Source organism: Brumimicrobium aurantiacum (genome assembly GCF_003402975.1).
In the GTDB taxonomy this organism is placed as follows: Bacteria; Bacteroidota; Bacteroidia; order Flavobacteriales_D; family Crocinitomicaceae; genus Brumimicrobium; species Brumimicrobium aurantiacum.
The window spans coordinates 188,073-205,829 of the sequence record NZ_QURB01000008.1 but is presented as its reverse complement, the minus strand read 5'-3'; the positions used below and the strand labels follow the sequence as shown (position 1 = coordinate 205,829).

Below are 17,757 nucleotides of genomic sequence, written 5' to 3'. Positions count from 1 at the left end.
TTTCTTGAACTAATTGAAGCTTAAAAGAAAGTGAATAATCTTTCTGGGTACGCTTCGAAACCCCTGTCTTTTTTGATGTTTTCATTACACTATGTTTTAGTGTATCGCTATATCAGGACGGGACAAAACATACAAAAAAAAAGACCTAGCGATAAAGTTCTTATTTTAAATTAAACAAAACACCCAAACCCGGTGCAATAAAGTTTCGGTTCTGCGTTACCATGTCTTCTGAAAAGCTATGTCCTAACCCAAGTTGACATTGTATGGACCAGCGCTTACCTAAATTAAAATTTACTCCAGCACCTAAACCTCCAGTGGCAAACACGGGTTCTGTACCAACATTTGAACCAAGAACAAGGCCTGTACCTCCACCTAAATAACCATACAAATTCACTTTTTCACGATTAAAGAAATAATACTGAAACGCCAATCCAACATAAATAACATTAAAGTCATTTAAACCAATTAAAGGGAGTGCACTTGCTTGAACACCGAAATTAGTTGATGGATTTCGAAAACGGTAAGATAATCCCAAACCACAATCTATACTTCCAAATAGGCCTATGGAATGAATGTTGTCATTATTTGCCATAGATTCTTCAGTTGACAAGGAATCTTGCGCTTTTAAACTTTCAAGTGCTAAAGTTACACTTAGGAGAAGAATAAATAAGTATTTGATTTTCTTGGGTGCCATCTATAGAATTTTAATAATAAAGTTTAATTGTATCAACCTCATTGGGTCTGTTATGAAATTTTAATTTAATCAATTCTGTATTATTATTTTTAATCACCTCTAGTTCGTAAACAATAGAGTCTGAAGGATTTACCAAAACATTAGACAAACTCTCGTAGCAACCTTCATAATATCCTGAAGTTAAGGTTGGACTTGGGGACCAATTAGAATATCCATCAAAAGGTCTTGTATAAAGCTGGTTAATTCTATATCGCATTTTGTCATTCGCATTTAAACAATTAGTGTTTTTTATATGAATTACAAACTCCCCATTAGGCACAATCTCATACCTTACAACATTCTCTTCATCTTTCAGTACATTTTCATCTGAAGGAGAAGGTTGTTTTATAACAGAGTAGTCTATTCCATTCACTCCTAGTGAACCTTCATTAATTTCTGGCCTATACCAAAATTTACCTGCTAAATTTGCCTTAAAACTAAACTCTGCCCTTCCACTTTGATCGGTTTTACCTTCATAAACAAGCGTGTGTTCAATTCCTTTATTGGTCTTTTTTGCCTCATATAAACGAACAAGCATATTCACATAAGGAGTTGCTGTCACAGGATTTACGACTTCCCATATAACTGTTGTATTTTCTTTCGATTTTTTCTTGCACCCTGCAAATAGCAGAGTTGCAAGAAAAAGAATCAATACATAATTAATTTTCGTGTGTGCCATTGGTTGTTCGTTTTAATTTTTACAATATATACCCCTTTTGGTAGTTCAAGTGTTGTTTTATTCCCTTTAACATTGTATTGGAGGATCTTCTTACCTCTTAAATCATATACCAAGTAACTGAATTCTTGAATATCTTCCTCATGCACCTCCAATTTAACACTACCTCTACCAGGATTGGGGTAAATACGTATATCAGTTAAATCAACAATTTTCCTACTATTGGGACTAAAAACCTCTTTTGATATGGCAGACTCGTCTCTAGTTCTCCCCCCCTCATTAACCCCCATATTCGAACCGAGACATCCACATACATCATTGCTTACACTAGCATGAAAATGAGCTCCATTTTGCACATGAAAACCAGGATTAAGAAGAATCTCCTTGCAAGCTGTAAAAGTAACATCTGAATTCTGTTGTATTTCAACAGGTTTGAAATCTGTTCGTTCCGTAACATCTTTACCTGCAAAAATTTTATTTCGTACAACTATATCAGCCTTATAAATATAATTGCTTCTTGCGTTCCATCCATACTTTTTGTTCTGAATAAACGCATTGAAAAAATCTGTTTCTTCAACAATAAAATTTTTTATTATACCTCTTATCGGTGAATATAACTGATTCCATTTTCCACGACCATTATTCCCATTAGGCTCAAAATCAACCTCTCCACTTTGGATATGAACTGTGTTTACTTTATCCCATGCAAAAACAGCATCAAAAGGCGTATAATTAGTATAGTGATCTTGTGGATGCGCGAGGTGTGGGTAACCATAGTAAGAAGAGGAAAATTGGATGTTTTGAGTATTCGCATCAGCCAAACTCTGATACATTAGACCTTGCTCCTTCATATCGTAATCCAGTCGACCCCCCGTCTGAGAGGGGTCAAAGTTTCTAATATCATGCGTGAAAATAGTAGGGGTAAAGGTGTAAAGGGCATCATAAGAAACATGATCTGCATCTGCAGTAAAGATATTTGTTGCTCTTTTTTCCATCCTTCTTAAAACTTGAAATGTTATATTAGGATCATCTTGTCCGACTTTAGATAAAAAAGTGGTACCGCCAGGTGCATTATCAAGAATCAATGGTTGATGAACCCTAGCTTCTTCTTCAATATCCCATTGACCCCATGATTTTTCTTCATACTTAAACACCCATGGAGTTGCAGAACTGTTCCCTAAAAACGAGGCCTCCCACCTTCTTTGCGATCTTGAATGATCAAAAATGAGTTTTCCTTCATAAGTAGGAAACGGATAATGATCATGCACAGGAAAGTTAATGTCACTTTGACTTGTTCCGTTCGAAATAGATATATTCCTAGTAAACGCAGGATAACCAGGGTTATGAGTATTTTTAGAGTGATTGTTCCAATCATGATATTGTAGATAAGCAGTTCTTTTTGGATGCGGACCTTGTCCCATAGTTTGAATAGAAGAAGTTCCCGTTTCTGCATGAAAGTACTTTAATAACTCTTTTGATAAAGGTGCATTTAATATATAATGAAGTGCATAGATTTTATAATACTCTTGAATCCAACCAGTATTTCCAATGTGCTGATAATCTTCTAAATGAGAAACAGAATGCTGCAATCCTAAAGGAACATTCGCCCCTCCATGCTCACCATCAAAGGAAACGAATAATTTCGAGTGATGGTGTTCATCTGAACCGTTAAGATGTTCCTTTTCCATTCGTTGTAAGGTCAACCTAACGCACATAGCTCCAGCACTGTAACCAGAAATAATATTTTCTTTAAAGGAACCGTTTGAGACTTTCTCATCGTTCACCATATTTATCAACCGTTCTAATAAAATAGAGTTATTTAAAACACTCTGATTTGGTGGGGTAAACTTTACAATTATCACATCAAAGCCCGCATCAACCAAGTTTTGTATGAATCCTTCCTGATTATAACTATCATGGACCTCTTGAATTGAAGATGGCCAACCTTGGTTATCATTGATGATTCCTTTATCTGTATATGGACCCCAACCAGAAACTATAATGTAAGGTTTATCCAATATTTCTGGTCCATCACACCCCCATAAAACACTAAATTTCATATATAAGTAGGGCATTTGAGTCAAATTCTGATGCAAAGTATCAACCCCCCATTTACACAACCCTCCAAGACTACTCCAAGGTCGACTAGAATCTGTGAAATCAAACTGTTGTCCACAACTACTTCTTTGACGCGCATTAGAAAGAAATACATGGTTTGTTTTATTCTCAATCGAATTGTCATCAAATTTTATTGAAAAATTCAAAGAATCTAAAGTACCAATATAATAATCACTTAACTTATACTCTTGACCTTTTTGAATTAATATTGAATCTCCTTCGATGACAATGTATAACTCATCAATAACCCGATTCTTATTACTTATATATGTGTCATCATTCCAATAGAAAATAATTTCATTATTAATAAGTGAATCTGCAAAAAATCCCATCATTATCTCTTCTTTAATCTCTATTTCACTTTTAGTAATTTCAGGGAACGGATTGGTACTGGACCAATTTGAAAATTCATTATATCTATTCTCATTAAGGTGATTGAACTTAATATCACAAATTAACAAGGGAAGTCTGACGGGATTAACTCCATCGTTCGCATATAACTGGTCCATAACAGGAAAGAGGAGACTATCAATCTCAAAATCATTTGAAACATTTGATTGTTCCATAACTTTTAAATAACCTAAAATTTTATTGATATCTACCTCAGACTGAATACTTGTAAAGAAACTATCCTGAAGTTCAGGTTTAAAGTCTTCATTTAATTCTAAAAAGAACCCATCAGTAACCCCTTCAAAGTCAGAATCTTGAAAAATATAGGTGTTTAACTCTTCTCTCGATCCAAAAGTTTGTTGACTATAGGCATTAAAACTAATAAACAAAAGTAAACTAATTAATAACTTCCTCATAGCCCTAGTTTTTATTTGATAATTTCTTCAACGCCTCAATCAGCTCTTGTTGCAAACGAATGGTTTCCTGCTGCTCTTCCAGTAATTTTGACTGTTCCTCTAAAGTTGCTTCTTGCTTTTCAACTTTATCATTGATTTCAATTAGATAAAGCGTCAATTCTTCAATTTTTTCCATTGAGGTTTTAGCAGCATCTCCTAAATTCACCCCATCAACTTCTATTTCTTGTGCAGAGGGAACATTTGGTAGGTGTCCATTTTCTTCAATAAATGTTTTAACTTCATTTAAAGACATAAGTTGATACTCTTTTTCAAAAACATAATCTGGCCATGCTTCTAGGTCAACTTTAATTTCTCTAGCTCTAAGTAAACCGTCGTTATTTAATTGTAATAATTTATCTCCATTTTCATCTTTCACCATGATTAAATAGTCGAAATAAGAATCACTATGAGCAAGAAAATTTTCAATATATAAACCTGCATTCACCGTATATTCTTCTCCAACATTAACGCCATGAAGAAAACGACCATCTCCCCTTACATCTAATTTTGTCATGGGTAAATTAGTCCCAATACCTACCCAAGCAGGACAATCTGAACCAGTATACAATATAGATTTTGATCCTTCAATTCTTTTCCCCCAATCAGAATAGGTTCCTGCTACAACAGTAACAGGCCCTGTTTGTCCGGGTAAAGTGACACCTACATTGATGTCAAAACAATCCTCCCACGAGGAATAAGCCTTAAAAAGACTTTTTGACATTTTTGTAGTTCTCCCTTCGCTATCAATCATTAATATGCGCAATGAAGAATTTTGAGAATCTTCATAATCTGTAAAAATAATATCTCCATGGAGTTGAAAATCTCCATCAACATCCAATCGTTCCTCTGGGTTATCTACTCCAATCCCCACGTTTCCATCATGACTAATGCGCATTCGCTCTATATTATTAGAACGAAATTGTAAACAAGATGGATTTGTTGTGCCGATAAAGGAACTTGAATCAGCTGTGTTTCCTTCGGTTTTCCAATCTGTTCCTGTTTGAGCTAAATTGGTTCGGCGCATAATAAGACCATCGCAATGAGCAATGTTTTTAATGTTTTGCGGCTTCTTTTATATCCGCCTGTGTGTGCGTGTTTACACAACCTTAATAGGTTATTTTTCATAATAGTAGGTTTTAATAATGTTCAACTAAAGTAAGAATATTTTCCTGTTTTCCAAAATAAACCTTTATTAATTGATCATTCAAACTCATATTTTGATTGATAGCAATGGCATTTTCATTTTTTCTTGCCATATTCCAAATTTAAGCATCTCCGGTCTTGTTTAATCTGTCACAACAATTGTAGACACTCCAAAGTTTACGGAGAGAAAATTTGGGAAGCCCAGAAGAAGGGAGAGGATTTTAGGGAGAAAAGAGGGAAATAAAAAGTGAAACGTGAAATCCTTTGTATGAATATTTCAGCTTACAGCATAAAGCCAAAAGCTTAAGGCTTAAAACAAAACAATTCACACTAATTTAGTATCTTTGCATTTTTTAATATTGAAAACATAACAACAAAGCGATGGATTTGAATACGCTCACTGCAATTACTCCTATTGATGGAAGATACCGAAGAAAAGTTGAAGAACTAAGCCCTTACTTTTCAGAATTTGGATTGATAAAATACAGGGTTTTGGTTGAAGTGGAATACTTCATTGCCATGGTAAATTCTGGTGTGGCTCCATTGGCTGATTTCCCAAAAGATAAATTTGATGACTTGCGTGCTATTTATAAAAACTTCACAGAAGAAGACGCACTCATCATTAAAAAGACGGAAAGAACAACAAACCACGATGTAAAAGCGGTTGAGTACTTTGTTAAAGAAAAATTTGAAGGACTTGGTTTAGAAAAATACTTGGAGTTTGTTCATTTTGGATTGACCTCACAGGATATTAATAATACAGCAGTTCCATTGTCAATGAAAATTGCAGTGGAGGAGGTTTATCTTCCAGCGTTGAACAATGTAATGGAAATGTTGGCAAAATATGCTGAAGAATGGGCAAATGTTTCAATGTTGGCAAAAACTCATGGTCAACCCGCTTCTCCTACACGTTTAGGAAAAGAGATTTTGGTATTCCATGAAAGGTTAAGTATTCAAATAAAACAATTGAAAGCGGTTCCTTTTTCTGCTAAATTTGGTGGAGCAACAGGAAATTTAAATGCGCATCACGTTGCTTTTCCAAACGACGACTGGAAATCATTTGCAAATCATTTTGTAAGTGAACACCTTGGATTAACAAGAAGTCAAACAACAACTCAAATTGAGCACTATGATAATTTAGCCGCTTTATTTGATGCCATGAAACGCATCAACAACATTTTGATTGATTTAGACAGAGATATGTGGACTTACATTTCTATGGATTATTTCAAGCAAAAATTGAAAGAAGGAGAAGTTGGATCAAGTGCAATGCCGCACAAAGTAAACCCAATTGATTTTGAAAATTCTGAAGGAAACTTAGGGATTTCAACTGCGATTTTGGAGCATTTGGCAAGTAAATTACCAATTTCCAGATTACAACGTGATTTAACAGATTCTACAGTATTGAGAAACGTTGGTGTTCCATTGAGTCATGCCTTAATTGGATTTAAATCAACTTTCGTTGGATTAGGAAAATTATTGATTAACGAAGCTGCAATTGATGCAGATTTAGAAAACAATTGGGCTGTTGTTGCAGAAGCAATCCAAACTATATTACGTAGAGAAGGTTTCCCAAAACCATACGAAGCGTTGAAAGGATTGACACGTAAGAATGAGAAGGTAACGAAAGACACAGTTCATGCTTTTGTTGATACATTGGATGTTTCGGAGGAGATTAAGGCAGAGTTGAAGGCAATTACACCTCAGAATTATACAGGGATTTAGTTTTTATAGGTGATTTCGACAAGCTAAATCACCGGAAATAAAACCCGTTGACTAAGCCTGTCGAAGCCAACAATTCAAAACAAAGAAAAAGAGTTAGGTTAGAAATTTGAGAGAGAGGGAGAGGAGATCGAATTTATTTTGGATTTCATCTCCCTCTTCTTATAACCTCTTTAACCCGAATTATTCATGAACACAAAGTCTCAGCGAAGCTAATTTAATTTTGAAACTATTTTAGGCACAAGACCTAAAGTAATATATGCATATTTCACGGGGCTTGTAACAACAAATAGATCAAAATTAATTCAAAATCTTGCCAAATTATCAACACCCAAAAATGGGTTTCTTAAAAGCTATGCAAAACGCTAACAAACACCTCAATATCTGGTAGTTATAAACTAAAAGATCAAGATTGATGAAAAAAGCGGGTTAAGCTCATCACCACACATTTCCTTACGATTATTAAGTTTGTTAAGATAAGATTCGTACATTTAAGTTTGTAACTAAAATGTGTACATGTTAAAATTCGTATTTCAATTTATTTTCATTTTCGGGGTAGTCTTTGGTTATCGAGGGCAGGTAATTGCAGAATTTGAAGATTTCACAATGTACTATGGTGATCAAACGCGATCAAATGCAAGTGTTGAAGATTTTATCATTTCAAAGTCAAATCAGTTACATTGCATTCAAAACCAACTAACATTCACTAATCTTTTCTCCAAAAACACTTCGAAATACAGTTTCGATTTTGTTTCAAACTATACACTTCCGGAATCTAAATCAATTACCTTTCACGGACAAGGGAACAAATCCAGTTTATTTCTATACACTCCACTAGGCGATCAATTATTGGGTATTTCATCTCAAGAAACGGTATTCAACAAGGAGCCTAAATTATTTTATCACATTATTAATCCAAAAGTTCAAGGAAGAAATAACTATGGTTTTGAATTGAATCCTAATATTATCGTGAACAAAAACAATGACCTTAGTCAAATCACTTTGGTGAGTAGCGATGATAAGGAAAATGCTGCAGTAATTTATGTTCCAAAAACAAGACCTAATGAATTTACGCAAGTTGGCTACCTTAACTTCAACTTTAAGAATCCAGTACCCAAGGGAGGAACATTCGTCTATCCATTTCCAACAAGCGAATACAAGTTACTTGATTTCTATATTCAAGATTCAAATCTCCAATTTATATTATCTGGACATTACTCAATTGATCACACCTCACAGTTTACAGGAAAGCAAAAAGATAATTTTGAATCAATAACCATAGGAAAGATTGAAAATAACAGCTTTGAATTTGAAACGATCCAATTTGAAGGAAAATTCTTTAATCAAATCGGAATATACAAAGACAATGAAGCTATGATATTGAGTGGTTTTTACACTAACTTTATTGATGGTGATGTGGAAGGGCTTTTTATTGCTAAAATAAATACTGAGGGAAAAGTGACCGATCACCATTTCGCTCCATTCTCCAAGGACATTACTATTGGAATAAGTGGTACGAACAACAGATTAACTCCAGACCACAATACCATTAGGAATGCCTACAAAGGATTTAGCATTTTGGAATTCATTGCGATCAATGATGGATATATAGGTATTGCTGAATTTAATGCACTAGAATATAAATATGGAAGTAATGACGTTCCAGGAGCAGCAAACGCAGTTGATTCGTATTTCTGGAGTAATGACATCGTAACTTTCAAAATCACGAAGAGTGGTGATTTTGCCTGGAACAAGATTATTCAAAAACATCAAAGATCAATTAATGATGGTGGGTATTATCTCTCTAATTCAAGTATAATTCATGAAGATCATCTACACCTTTTTTTCAACGACAGCAAGCTGAATTATAACGAAAACGGGGTGTATATTAGAAAAGGCAAACTTCCATTTTCTACTCATTTTAGCACAGCAAAAAATACAATTGCACATACAAAAATTGACATAAACACTGGTGAGGTTTCACGTAAATCCACCATAGGTAAGGAACAAAGCAATGTAATTTTTACCCCACTACTTTCGCGTGGGGCAAGCAAAGAAAATAAAATGTTCATTTACGGTCGTTCAGGAAAAAAACACAGATTGGGGAGCATACATTTTAAACAATAGTTTAAACGTGTAAAGCAATCCTAAATATTAATTTAAAATGAAGGTACTAAATTGTGTATCTTTATATTTTTGTAGAAACATTAATCATGAAAATGAAAAATAATCAGTTGTTCATCATTCCAGTATTTTTGATAAGTTTATTATGTAGCTTCACTATCCACGCTCAAAGGGATGTAGAAGAAGCCATCTCCACACCTTACATTAGTATTCAATATGGAGCAAACTGGACTGGAGGAGATTTAGCAGACCGTTATGGATTTACAAATTCATTGGGATCACATGCTGGATACAAAACCAAAAACAACTGGATTTATGGAATTGACGGAAATTTCTTTTTTGGGAATGATGTTAAAATTGATGGATTAGTTCAAAACTTAATGGATGAACAAAACCAAATCATGAACACCTCTGGAACACCTGCAAAAGTACTATTGTTCAACAGAGGCTTTAATATCAACTTTGCGGTAAGTAAAATATTTCCTGTTTTGAGTCCAAACAAAAATTCTGGAATAATGCTACAATTAAGTGCTGGTTATTTATGGCATAAATTGAGACTCGAAACGCAAGAAGATGAAGTTCCGCAATTAGAAAATGAATATTTAAAAGGTTACGATCGATTAACGACTGGAGTTAACACGAGTGAATTTATCGGATATAGTTTTATGGCTGATAGAGGGATTTATAACTTTTACGCAGGATTTTATTTCCAACAAGGGTTCACAAAAAACCAACGTGATATTTTTTGGGATCACCCTAACGAAAGAGCCAGCAAAGACTTGAGAATCGAGCACATGTATGGCTTTAAGGTAGGATGGTTAATTCCAATTTACAAAAGACAAGTTAAAGATTACTACTTTAATTAATCGCTGATGCTATACAATTTAGGAATTTTTCTATATGGTTTTATATTAAAGGTAGTATCCAATTTCCATCCAAAAGCAAAAAAATGGGTAGAGGGTAGAAAAGATTTTTGGAACCAACTTCCGAGTACCAGGCATAAAAATGTTGTATGGTTTCATTGTGCTTCATTAGGAGAATACGATCAAGGTTTACCTATTATGGAAGCATGGAAAAAGAATTTCCCGAACGATTATATCTTGGTAACCTTTTTCAGTCCCTCTGGATATGAGAATATAAAACATAAATCTATAGGAGATTATACTTGCTATATTCCACTCGACACCAAACAAAATGCGAGGAAATTTATCGCTCATTTCAAGCCTCAAAAGGTCTTTTTTATTAAATATGAAATTTGGATTAATCATTTAAAGGCTGCTAAGAATTCTGGCGCAGAGCTCTACTCTATTAGTGCTTCTTTTCGTAAAAACCAAAGGTTCTTTAAATGGTATGGAGCTAAGTTCAGAAATGCCCTTTCCCTTTTTAATCACCTATTTGTACAATATGAAAACAGTAAGGTGCTCCTAAAAGACATTGGGATTACGAATGTTACTGTTTCTGGAGACACACGTTATGACAGGGTACATCAAAGAGCTAGTAAAAACAAGGAAAACCCAACAATTGCGACTTGGTCAAAAGATGAGACTGTTTTTGTAATTGGGAGTTCTTGGTCTGCTGATGAGGAAATGATTATTCCATTGATCAATAAAGGTGACATTAGTGAAAAGGTTATTATTGCTCCACATGAGGTCAACAATAGTCACATCGAACAAATTGAACAACAGTTAAAGGTCAGTTACCAGAAATATACAGACCTTCAGAAAGGCATTGTGTTGGATTCAAAAACAAAGGTTTTACTCCTTGATTGTATTGGTGTTCTTGCAGATGCATATAGATATGGTAACATCGCCTATGTTGGTGGTGGATTTGGAACAGGCTTACACAATATTCTTGAACCTGCGTCATTTGGTTTACCAGTTATATTTGGTCCTATCCATGAGAAGTTTCCTGAAGCAAAAGAGTTTATTGAAGCTGGTATTGGAGCAAGTTGTAAGGATCGTTCTGATTTTTTCCATGCCTATTCTACCTTTCAACAAAAAAGCAACATCCAAGATGATGTTATCTCTTTTATTGATGAGAAGAAAGGCGCTACGGACATTGTAATGTCACATCTTACCTATTGAATATTTCTAAAATTCATTGATTTAGGAGAAAGTAAAATACTCTAAAAAACAAAACCCTCCATCAATTGAATTGCTTTCGCTTTCCAACTCATGGAGGGTGTTGATTAAAAGATACTCTTTCAGTTTCTTCTATTAGTCTCTTCCACCAAGTAGGTGAAGTAATGACATAAATAAGTTAATGAACAAGATGTAAAGTGTTAATCCACCCATTAAACTTGCTTTTTGTTTTTCGTCTTCTGGTATTGTTGTGTCTTCAGCAACCGCTTTAAGTCTTTGCATTTCCCAAGCTGTCAAACCTGTAAATACAAAAACACCTACGATAGAAATTAAGTAACCTAACCAATCGCTATTGAGAAACATATTTACGATTGCAGCGATAAAAATACCGATAAAAGCCATATACAACAGACTTCCCATTTTTGATAAATCTACTGAAGTTGTAAACCCTAGAATCGCCATTGCACTAAAGGCACCTGCTGTAACAAAGAATGTTGTTGCAATATCTCCCATACTATACACAAAAAAGATGGATGATAAACTCGCACCAATCAAAGATGAATAAAGTACAAACAGTCCTACCAATGCAGGAAGTGAGAAACTTCTATACTTTGCTTGAATTAAAAATACTAATGCAAGTGGAGAAAAAGCAACCACATAAAACAACGGACTAACTGCCCCTGTTTCAAGGTTAACAAACCATTTCATGAACAATCCTGACGAAGCTAGGTACCAAGATACGATTCCTGAAACCACTAACGCCATTGCCATGTAGGTATAAACTCCTGTAAAAAACTGCTTCACTTGTTGTTTAGTGGCAGTTTGACTTGTTGATGTGTGAATAAAATTTTCCATTTTTAAATCAATTTTATGAAATACAAATATACAATATTAAAGTAATATTTTTTTAAGTATAGTTTAAGGTTCAGTCAAATTTCAGGCAGAAATTATCTAAAGAATGTTAAACATAATACGACCAACTATACTTGAAAAAAAAGTGTAATGTCTTTCGATTGAGAAATGTTTAAAGATTCTCATCATTCCATTCCAAGAAGGACTCTAAAGCTCTACGTTCCTTTTTGGTTGGTTTTCCAGTTCCATGACCACGATAAGCACTTTGTGCAGCCTGATAAGTTTTAAATTTCTCTATTTCCTCTAACGGTGTAATATCAATGATATAATCTTCAACCAATTTTGCCCCTACTCTATTTTTTAAAAGTGATTTAACTTTATAAGTAAAAGTAGAAGTATGTTTAATGATTCCAATTTCATCACCTACTTTAACCTCTCTGGCAGGTTTTATTCCTTCGCCATTGAGTTTTACTTTTCCTTTTTTTACTTGTTCAGTCGCTATAGAGCGTGTTTTGCATAAGCGAGTAAACCAAATAAATTTATCTATTCGTACACTCATTTACTTAATTCTTTTTGAACTTTTTTTGAAAATGATTTAAAGATGAGATCGTAAGAATGGTCTATCAATTCATAAATTAAATGATCGTTTACATCCTCATTAAATGCAATGGTATTCCAATGTTTTTTTGACATGTGATAACCAGGTTCTACCGCCATGAATTGCTCACGCAACGCTATTGCCCTTTCTGGATCACATTTTAGATTACACGCATTTTTTCGTTCCTCTCTCATACTCACCAAAGCAAACATTTTGTTGTTGAGTTTAAAAACTAAGGTGTGTTCATCAAATGGCAAAGACTCTTCGACATGATCCTTTTGGATACAATAATTTCGAAAAGTCTCTAAATCCATAGATGTATTTAAATTATAATTGGTCTTGTCTACCGAGTTTTTTCAGCATTGAAGCGTGACTCTTAATTGCAGAAGCAAATGTTTTTTCAGAATTGTAAGGTAAATTAAACTCTTCAGCAGTTTCTCTTACAATTTTAGAAATCTTCTTGTAGTGAACATGACAAATATTTGGGAATAAATGATGCTCAACTTGGAAGTTTAATCCTCCGACATACCATGACAACAATTTACTGTCTGGCGCGAAGTTACAAGTGTTTACCAATTGACTCACTGCCCAGTCTGCTTTGATATTACCAGTTTCATCTGGCATAGGATAATCAGAAGTTGGCATAACATGTGCTGATTGGAAAATCAACCCTAAAATAACACCCGTTAAAAAATGCATTAATAAGAATCCTAAAACAATCCAATACCAAGAAATTGGTGAAAAGATCAATGGTAACACCAAGAAAATTGCATGGTAAAGTGCTTTGTGAATCACAATTTTGGACATGATTTTAGAGAAACTTGCACCTTGTGTTTTTGTCAAACCTAGTTTTTTATAACGAATGGCTTGCTTGAAGTCTTTTACTGTACACCACATAATCGTCATCATTCCGTATAAGAACCATGCATAATAATGTTGGTATTTATGGTAAACCTTACGTTCTTCGTGCGGACTAAATCTCAAGATTGATCCTGGGTCAATATCCTCATCCATTCCTGTTACGTTAGTGTAAGTATGGTGCAAAACATTGTGTTGAATTCTCCACATTGCATCACTTCCTCCTACGACAGAGATTAAATCTCCCATTAGGTTATTAACGAATTTACTTTTAGAATATGCTCCGTGATTTGCGTCGTGCATGATTGAAAGTCCAATTCCTGACATACCAAGTGCCATTAAAGTCCACATCACAAACGATAACCAAACCGTGTCAACTACAGTCAACAGAAGTACAAAAGGCGTTAAATACAAGGTAAGCATTACGATAGACTTCACAACCATGGAAGTATTACCGTATTTAGTAGAGTTTGTGTCTTTAAAGTGTTTTCTTACTTTTCTTTGTAAAGTCTTGTAGAAATCAACATTAATGCTGTTTCTATCATACTTTATTTTTGAATAATCCATATAAAATATTTAATTAAAGCTGAGCTTTATCATCTGCAAAGATAAACAAATTAATTCTTTTTAACACTAAAAAGATGTTCTCCTCAGCTATTCATTGAGTATACTGCAAGAATTCATCCAAACAAATACATTAGTGCATTACTTTTCTTAAAAAGTCATAATTTCTAACATAACGTAAAATTTCGATGATTATTATGAGTAACCCCAAACAATTCGAAGTGTTTAGTGGCTTTCCTCAAAAATTGACCAAATACTGCTTTTGATTTTTCTATAATATTGACTTTATTAACACCGATAAAACAGAATAAATCTCTAGATTTGGGGTACAAAAAAATGAGCTATGGAAATTACGAGAGATAAAGTTTTAGAAGCATTAGGAAATGTGATAGAACCCGACCTCAAAAAAGATATCGTTTCTCAGAACTTAGTTGAAGATTTAACAATAGAAGACAATAAAATTGAGCTTTCTGTAAAAGTTGTAAATCCTGCTATGCACGCGAGAAAAAGAATGCAAGAGGCAATTTCGTTTACCTTAAAAAGAATGTTAGGTGACGATGTTGAAATTGAAGCAAGCGTAAAAGGAATGTCGACTGAGCAAAAAGGGTCTCGTCGCAAGGTTTTACCTGAAGTTAAAAACATCATTGCTGTTGCCTCAGGAAAAGGAGGAGTTGGAAAATCTACAGTTACTGCAAATTTAGCTGGAGGATTGGCCAAAGCAGGATATAAAGTTGGTATTGTTGATGCCGATATTTACGGACCATCGATGCCTACAATGTTTGACGTAGTAGGAGAACGCCCAGCTTCTATTCAAGTAGAAGGAGAAACAAAAATGACTCCGGTTATTTCTTATGGAATTTCAATCATGTCGATTGGCTTTTTCACAGAACAAGATGATGCGGTAGTTTGGAGAGGTCCAATGGCTTCAAAAGCATTAACGCAAATGTTTACGGATACACATTGGGGAGAATTGGATTATTTGTTGATTGATTTACCTCCTGGAACTGGAGACATTCATTTATCCTTGGTTCAAAACATTCCTTTAGATGGAGCGATTATCGTTTCAACACCACAAGAAGTTGCCTTGGCTGATGCGAGAAAAGGAGTTAATATGTTTCAATTGGATACCATCAAGGTTCCAGTGCTTGGTTTAATTGAAAACATGGCTTGGTTTACACCTGAAGAATTACCAGAATATAAATACTATATTTTCGGAAGAGACGGAGTAAAAAACCTGGCAAATGGAATGAATCAAAGATTCTTAGGTCATATTCCTCTTGTACAAAGTGTGAGGGAATCAGGTGACATAGGACGTCCAGCTGTAATGCAAACAAATACAATTGTTTCTGAGGCTTTTGACGAATTAGTTCGTAAATTTGTAGAGATTTTAAAGTAAAAGTATAACATGTCAGAAGCAAATGAAACAATAGAAAAGGCAGTTATTGAAGCATTGGCCCAACTGCGTCCATTTTTAGAACAAGATGGCGGAGACATGGAGCTTGTTGAGATAACTGAAGACAAGGTGGTGCGATTAAAGCTCCTTGGTGCTTGTCGTGATTGCTCTATGAGTGCTATGACTATGAAGGCAGGAATTGAAGAAGCGGTAAAAAAAGCAGCACCTGAAGTATTAAGAGTTGAAGCTGTAGAACCCGTTTAAAAAATTTAATAGATGCTTGGATTTCGTCATGCGATTTGTGGACTTCAGCAAATGCTACGAACAGAACGAAATTTCAAAGTTCAAGTGGTCATATTTATAGCGGTAGTCATTTGCGGATTTTCTTTTGGAATCTCTGCTCAAGAATGGACAATACTTCTATTGGTAAGCGCACTTGTTCTCTCATTAGAAATCATCAACTCAGCGATAGAAAAGTTGTGTGATCTTTATTCAACTGATTACAACGAAAAAATAAAAATCATTAAAGATATCAGTGCAGGGGCAGTATTTATTACTGCCCTTTTTGCTGTGTTAATCGGTGTAATCATTTTTTATCCTTATTTGAAAGCGCTTTTTTAAAATCTTTTCTTCGAGATACCATTGAAAAAAAACTTAAGCTACTAATTTCCACAAAAAAATCTTTTTCAATAATCAATTGACTCATTGGGACTTGAGAAAAAAATTAAAAAAAAGTTGATTTTTTTTTAACTGAGACTTGTTTTAAAAGAAATAAAATCTGTATATTTGCACACGTAGTTGAGGAAATAACTTTTATAAACGAATAAGAGAACTCAACGATCAGAAAAACAAAGAATACTATTTTAATAAAAATATATTCCTCCTTAGCTCAGTTGGTTAGAGCATCTGACTGTTAATCAGAGGGTCCTAGGTTCGAGTCCTAGAGGAGGAGCAAAAAGCCAGAAAGCATTCGTTTTCTGGCTTTGTTGCTTTATAGCACTTTCATTCATCACCTTCCACCACCCCAATCCATTCTTTTTAAAGTTGAAATTCTCTATTTTTTTCATTATTTTAGCATAAACCCCTATGCTTATGCCAACTGAAAACACAAAACGTTTATGCAAAGAATGTGAGACTCCTTTGAATGGTCGAAGGGATCAAAAATTCTGTGGTGATTATTGTCGAAACACATTCAATAATCGCTTAAATGAAGACAGTAACAACTATATGCGTCGTATTAATAACATCTTGCGAAAAAATAGACGCATTTTAGTAAAGCTCAACCCTTCAGGAAAGAAAACTGTTGATGGAATTATTATGGCCGAAGAAGGTTTTAATTTTCATTACTACACCAATATTTATACGACTCAGAAAGGGAGTCAATATATCTTTTGTTATGATCAAGGTTATTTAAAGCTTGACGACAACCAATATATGCTGGTTCACAAGCAGGATTATGTGAAGTGATATAGATTAAAAAAATTATTTAGAATCAATCTATTTTTACCGTTAATTATATTCAATCAACAATTAAGTAGTAGATTTACATCGGATGAAGTCTTTAAACTATGTAATAATATTCATACTAATTATTAGCAACATTGTTGGGCTAACTAGAAATCTTATGCCGAGGTGTGTATCAGAACATGAACATCAGAAGCACATTATCTCAATGCATACCAGTCATTTTCACACATCAACAAAGACAGACCCTGAAAATGCACATATCGGTCACGAAGAGCATGACGACGAAACTTCATTAGTGAATATTTTACAACATATTTTTGATGATGTAGACCATCCAAAAGAAAAATGTGAATTTGGATTCTTCACGAATGTTCACCATCATTCAATTGAGATCAACTCACTAGCAATTATAGCTGTTTTAAAATTTCCTGAGTTTTTTATTCCCGCATTTAAAAAACCAACTGAATTTGTTGACTACTTAACTCCTAATTATTCTCCACCTGACCGACAGCGTCTCTCAAATCGTGGACCTCCATTTCTTCTTGTATAAAATAAGAATTGTCTAAATGACAGTTCATTTTGG

The 17,757-nt window shown here is 34.3% G+C and carries 18 protein-coding genes and 1 tRNA gene; 10 read left to right on the top strand and 9 right to left on the bottom strand.

Features of this window, described 5'->3' with window-relative positions; translation table 11 throughout:
• Positions 1-160: 160 nt before the first annotated feature.
• The 4 genes from DXU93_RS12855 to DXU93_RS12840 are packed head-to-tail and all read right to left on the bottom strand — an operon-like array spanning position 161 to position 5,396.
• On the bottom strand, positions 161-694 hold the full coding sequence (locus DXU93_RS12855; RefSeq protein WP_116881700.1) for a hypothetical protein: 534 nt from the start codon (positions 692-694) through the stop codon (positions 161-163).
• 10 nt (positions 695-704) lie between these two features.
• Positions 705-1,412 carry a hypothetical protein gene (locus DXU93_RS12850; protein WP_116881699.1) on the bottom strand — a complete coding sequence of 236 codons (708 nt, stop codon included), beginning with the start codon at positions 1,410-1,412 and terminating at the stop codon, positions 705-707.
• Complete coding sequence (locus tag DXU93_RS12845) at positions 1,382-4,333, bottom strand: T9SS type A sorting domain-containing protein (RefSeq protein ID WP_116881698.1); 2,952 nt, start codon at positions 4,331-4,333, stop codon at positions 1,382-1,384. The genes DXU93_RS12850 and DXU93_RS12845 overlap by 31 nt, the downstream gene beginning before the upstream one ends.
• Before the next feature lie 4 nt (positions 4,334-4,337).
• A complete protein-coding gene (locus tag DXU93_RS12840; protein ID WP_116881697.1) occupies positions 4,338-5,396 on the bottom strand; it encodes a hypothetical protein in 1,059 nt (352 codons plus the stop codon).
• 500 nt (positions 5,397-5,896) lie between these two features.
• Between DXU93_RS12840 and purB the strand changes: the two genes are divergently transcribed.
• The 4 genes from purB to DXU93_RS12820 all read left to right on the top strand — a co-directional run bounded on the left by purB (position 5,897) and on the right by DXU93_RS12820 (position 11,445).
• Entirely contained in the window at positions 5,897-7,240 is a 1,344-nt protein-coding gene (gene purB, locus DXU93_RS12835; RefSeq protein WP_116881696.1) for an adenylosuccinate lyase, read from the top strand.
• A gap of 513 nt (positions 7,241-7,753) precedes the next feature.
• A complete protein-coding gene (locus DXU93_RS12830; protein ID WP_116881695.1) occupies positions 7,754-9,364 on the top strand; it encodes a hypothetical protein in 1,611 nt (536 codons plus the stop codon).
• 86 nt (positions 9,365-9,450) lie between these two features.
• The gene (locus DXU93_RS12825; RefSeq protein ID WP_116881694.1) at positions 9,451-10,227 is read left to right on the top strand and encodes a hypothetical protein; all 777 of its coding nucleotides are present in this window, start codon (positions 9,451-9,453) and stop codon (positions 10,225-10,227) included.
• 6 nt (positions 10,228-10,233) lie between these two features.
• The gene (locus DXU93_RS12820; protein WP_116881693.1) at positions 10,234-11,445 is read left to right on the top strand and encodes a 3-deoxy-D-manno-octulosonic acid transferase; all 1,212 of its coding nucleotides are present in this window, start codon (positions 10,234-10,236) and stop codon (positions 11,443-11,445) included.
• Between the two features lie 132 nt (positions 11,446-11,577).
• On the opposite strand, the gene DXU93_RS12815 is transcribed toward DXU93_RS12820, so the two are convergent.
• From DXU93_RS12815 to DXU93_RS12800, 4 genes are all read right to left on the bottom strand, one after another.
• Positions 11,578-12,297: a Bax inhibitor-1/YccA family protein gene (locus DXU93_RS12815; protein WP_116881692.1), complete on the bottom strand. Its 720-nt coding sequence runs from the start codon at positions 12,295-12,297 to the stop codon at positions 11,578-11,580.
• Between the two features lie 169 nt (positions 12,298-12,466).
• Positions 12,467-12,853, bottom strand: a complete 387-nt coding sequence (locus DXU93_RS12810; RefSeq protein ID WP_116881691.1) for an RNA-binding S4 domain-containing protein — start codon at positions 12,851-12,853, stop codon at positions 12,467-12,469.
• Positions 12,850-13,206: an MmcQ/YjbR family DNA-binding protein gene (locus DXU93_RS12805; RefSeq protein WP_116881690.1), complete on the bottom strand. Its 357-nt coding sequence runs from the start codon at positions 13,204-13,206 to the stop codon at positions 12,850-12,852. The genes DXU93_RS12810 and DXU93_RS12805 overlap by 4 nt, the downstream gene beginning before the upstream one ends.
• Positions 13,207-13,219: 13 nt before the next feature.
• Positions 13,220-14,317 carry a fatty acid desaturase family protein gene (locus tag DXU93_RS12800; protein ID WP_205679271.1) on the bottom strand — a complete coding sequence of 366 codons (1,098 nt, stop codon included), beginning with the start codon at positions 14,315-14,317 and terminating at the stop codon, positions 13,220-13,222.
• A 346-nt stretch (positions 14,318-14,663) separates the two neighbouring features.
• On the opposite strand from DXU93_RS12800, the gene DXU93_RS12795 reads away from it, so the two are divergent.
• The 4 genes from DXU93_RS12795 to DXU93_RS12780 all read left to right on the top strand — a co-directional run bounded on the left by DXU93_RS12795 (position 14,664) and on the right by DXU93_RS12780 (position 16,659).
• Complete coding sequence (locus DXU93_RS12795) at positions 14,664-15,710, top strand: Mrp/NBP35 family ATP-binding protein (protein WP_116881706.1); 1,047 nt, start codon at positions 14,664-14,666, stop codon at positions 15,708-15,710.
• A gap of 9 nt (positions 15,711-15,719) precedes the next feature.
• Positions 15,720-15,971 carry a NifU family protein gene (locus tag DXU93_RS12790; RefSeq protein ID WP_116881689.1) on the top strand — a complete coding sequence of 84 codons (252 nt, stop codon included), beginning with the start codon at positions 15,720-15,722 and terminating at the stop codon, positions 15,969-15,971.
• 12 nt (positions 15,972-15,983) lie between these two features.
• A complete protein-coding gene (locus tag DXU93_RS12785; RefSeq protein WP_116881688.1) occupies positions 15,984-16,328 on the top strand; it encodes a diacylglycerol kinase family protein in 345 nt (114 codons plus the stop codon).
• A 257-nt stretch (positions 16,329-16,585) separates the two neighbouring features.
• A tRNA-Asn gene (locus DXU93_RS12780) sits at positions 16,586-16,659 on the top strand.
• On the opposite strand, the gene DXU93_RS15075 is transcribed toward DXU93_RS12780, so the two are convergent.
• The gene (locus DXU93_RS15075; RefSeq protein WP_165851409.1) at positions 16,625-16,774 is read right to left on the bottom strand and encodes a hypothetical protein; all 150 of its coding nucleotides are present in this window, start codon (positions 16,772-16,774) and stop codon (positions 16,625-16,627) included. The genes DXU93_RS12780 and DXU93_RS15075 overlap by 35 nt on opposite strands.
• Before the next feature lie 25 nt (positions 16,775-16,799).
• Between DXU93_RS15075 and DXU93_RS12775 the strand changes: the two genes are divergently transcribed.
• On the top strand, positions 16,800-17,174 hold the full coding sequence (locus DXU93_RS12775; RefSeq protein WP_116881687.1) for a hypothetical protein: 375 nt from the start codon (positions 16,800-16,802) through the stop codon (positions 17,172-17,174).
• A gap of 157 nt (positions 17,175-17,331) precedes the next feature.
• Complete coding sequence (locus tag DXU93_RS12770; protein ID WP_123776135.1) at positions 17,332-17,724, top strand: hypothetical protein; 393 nt, start codon at positions 17,332-17,334, stop codon at positions 17,722-17,724.
• Positions 17,725-17,757: the final 33 nt, after the last annotated feature.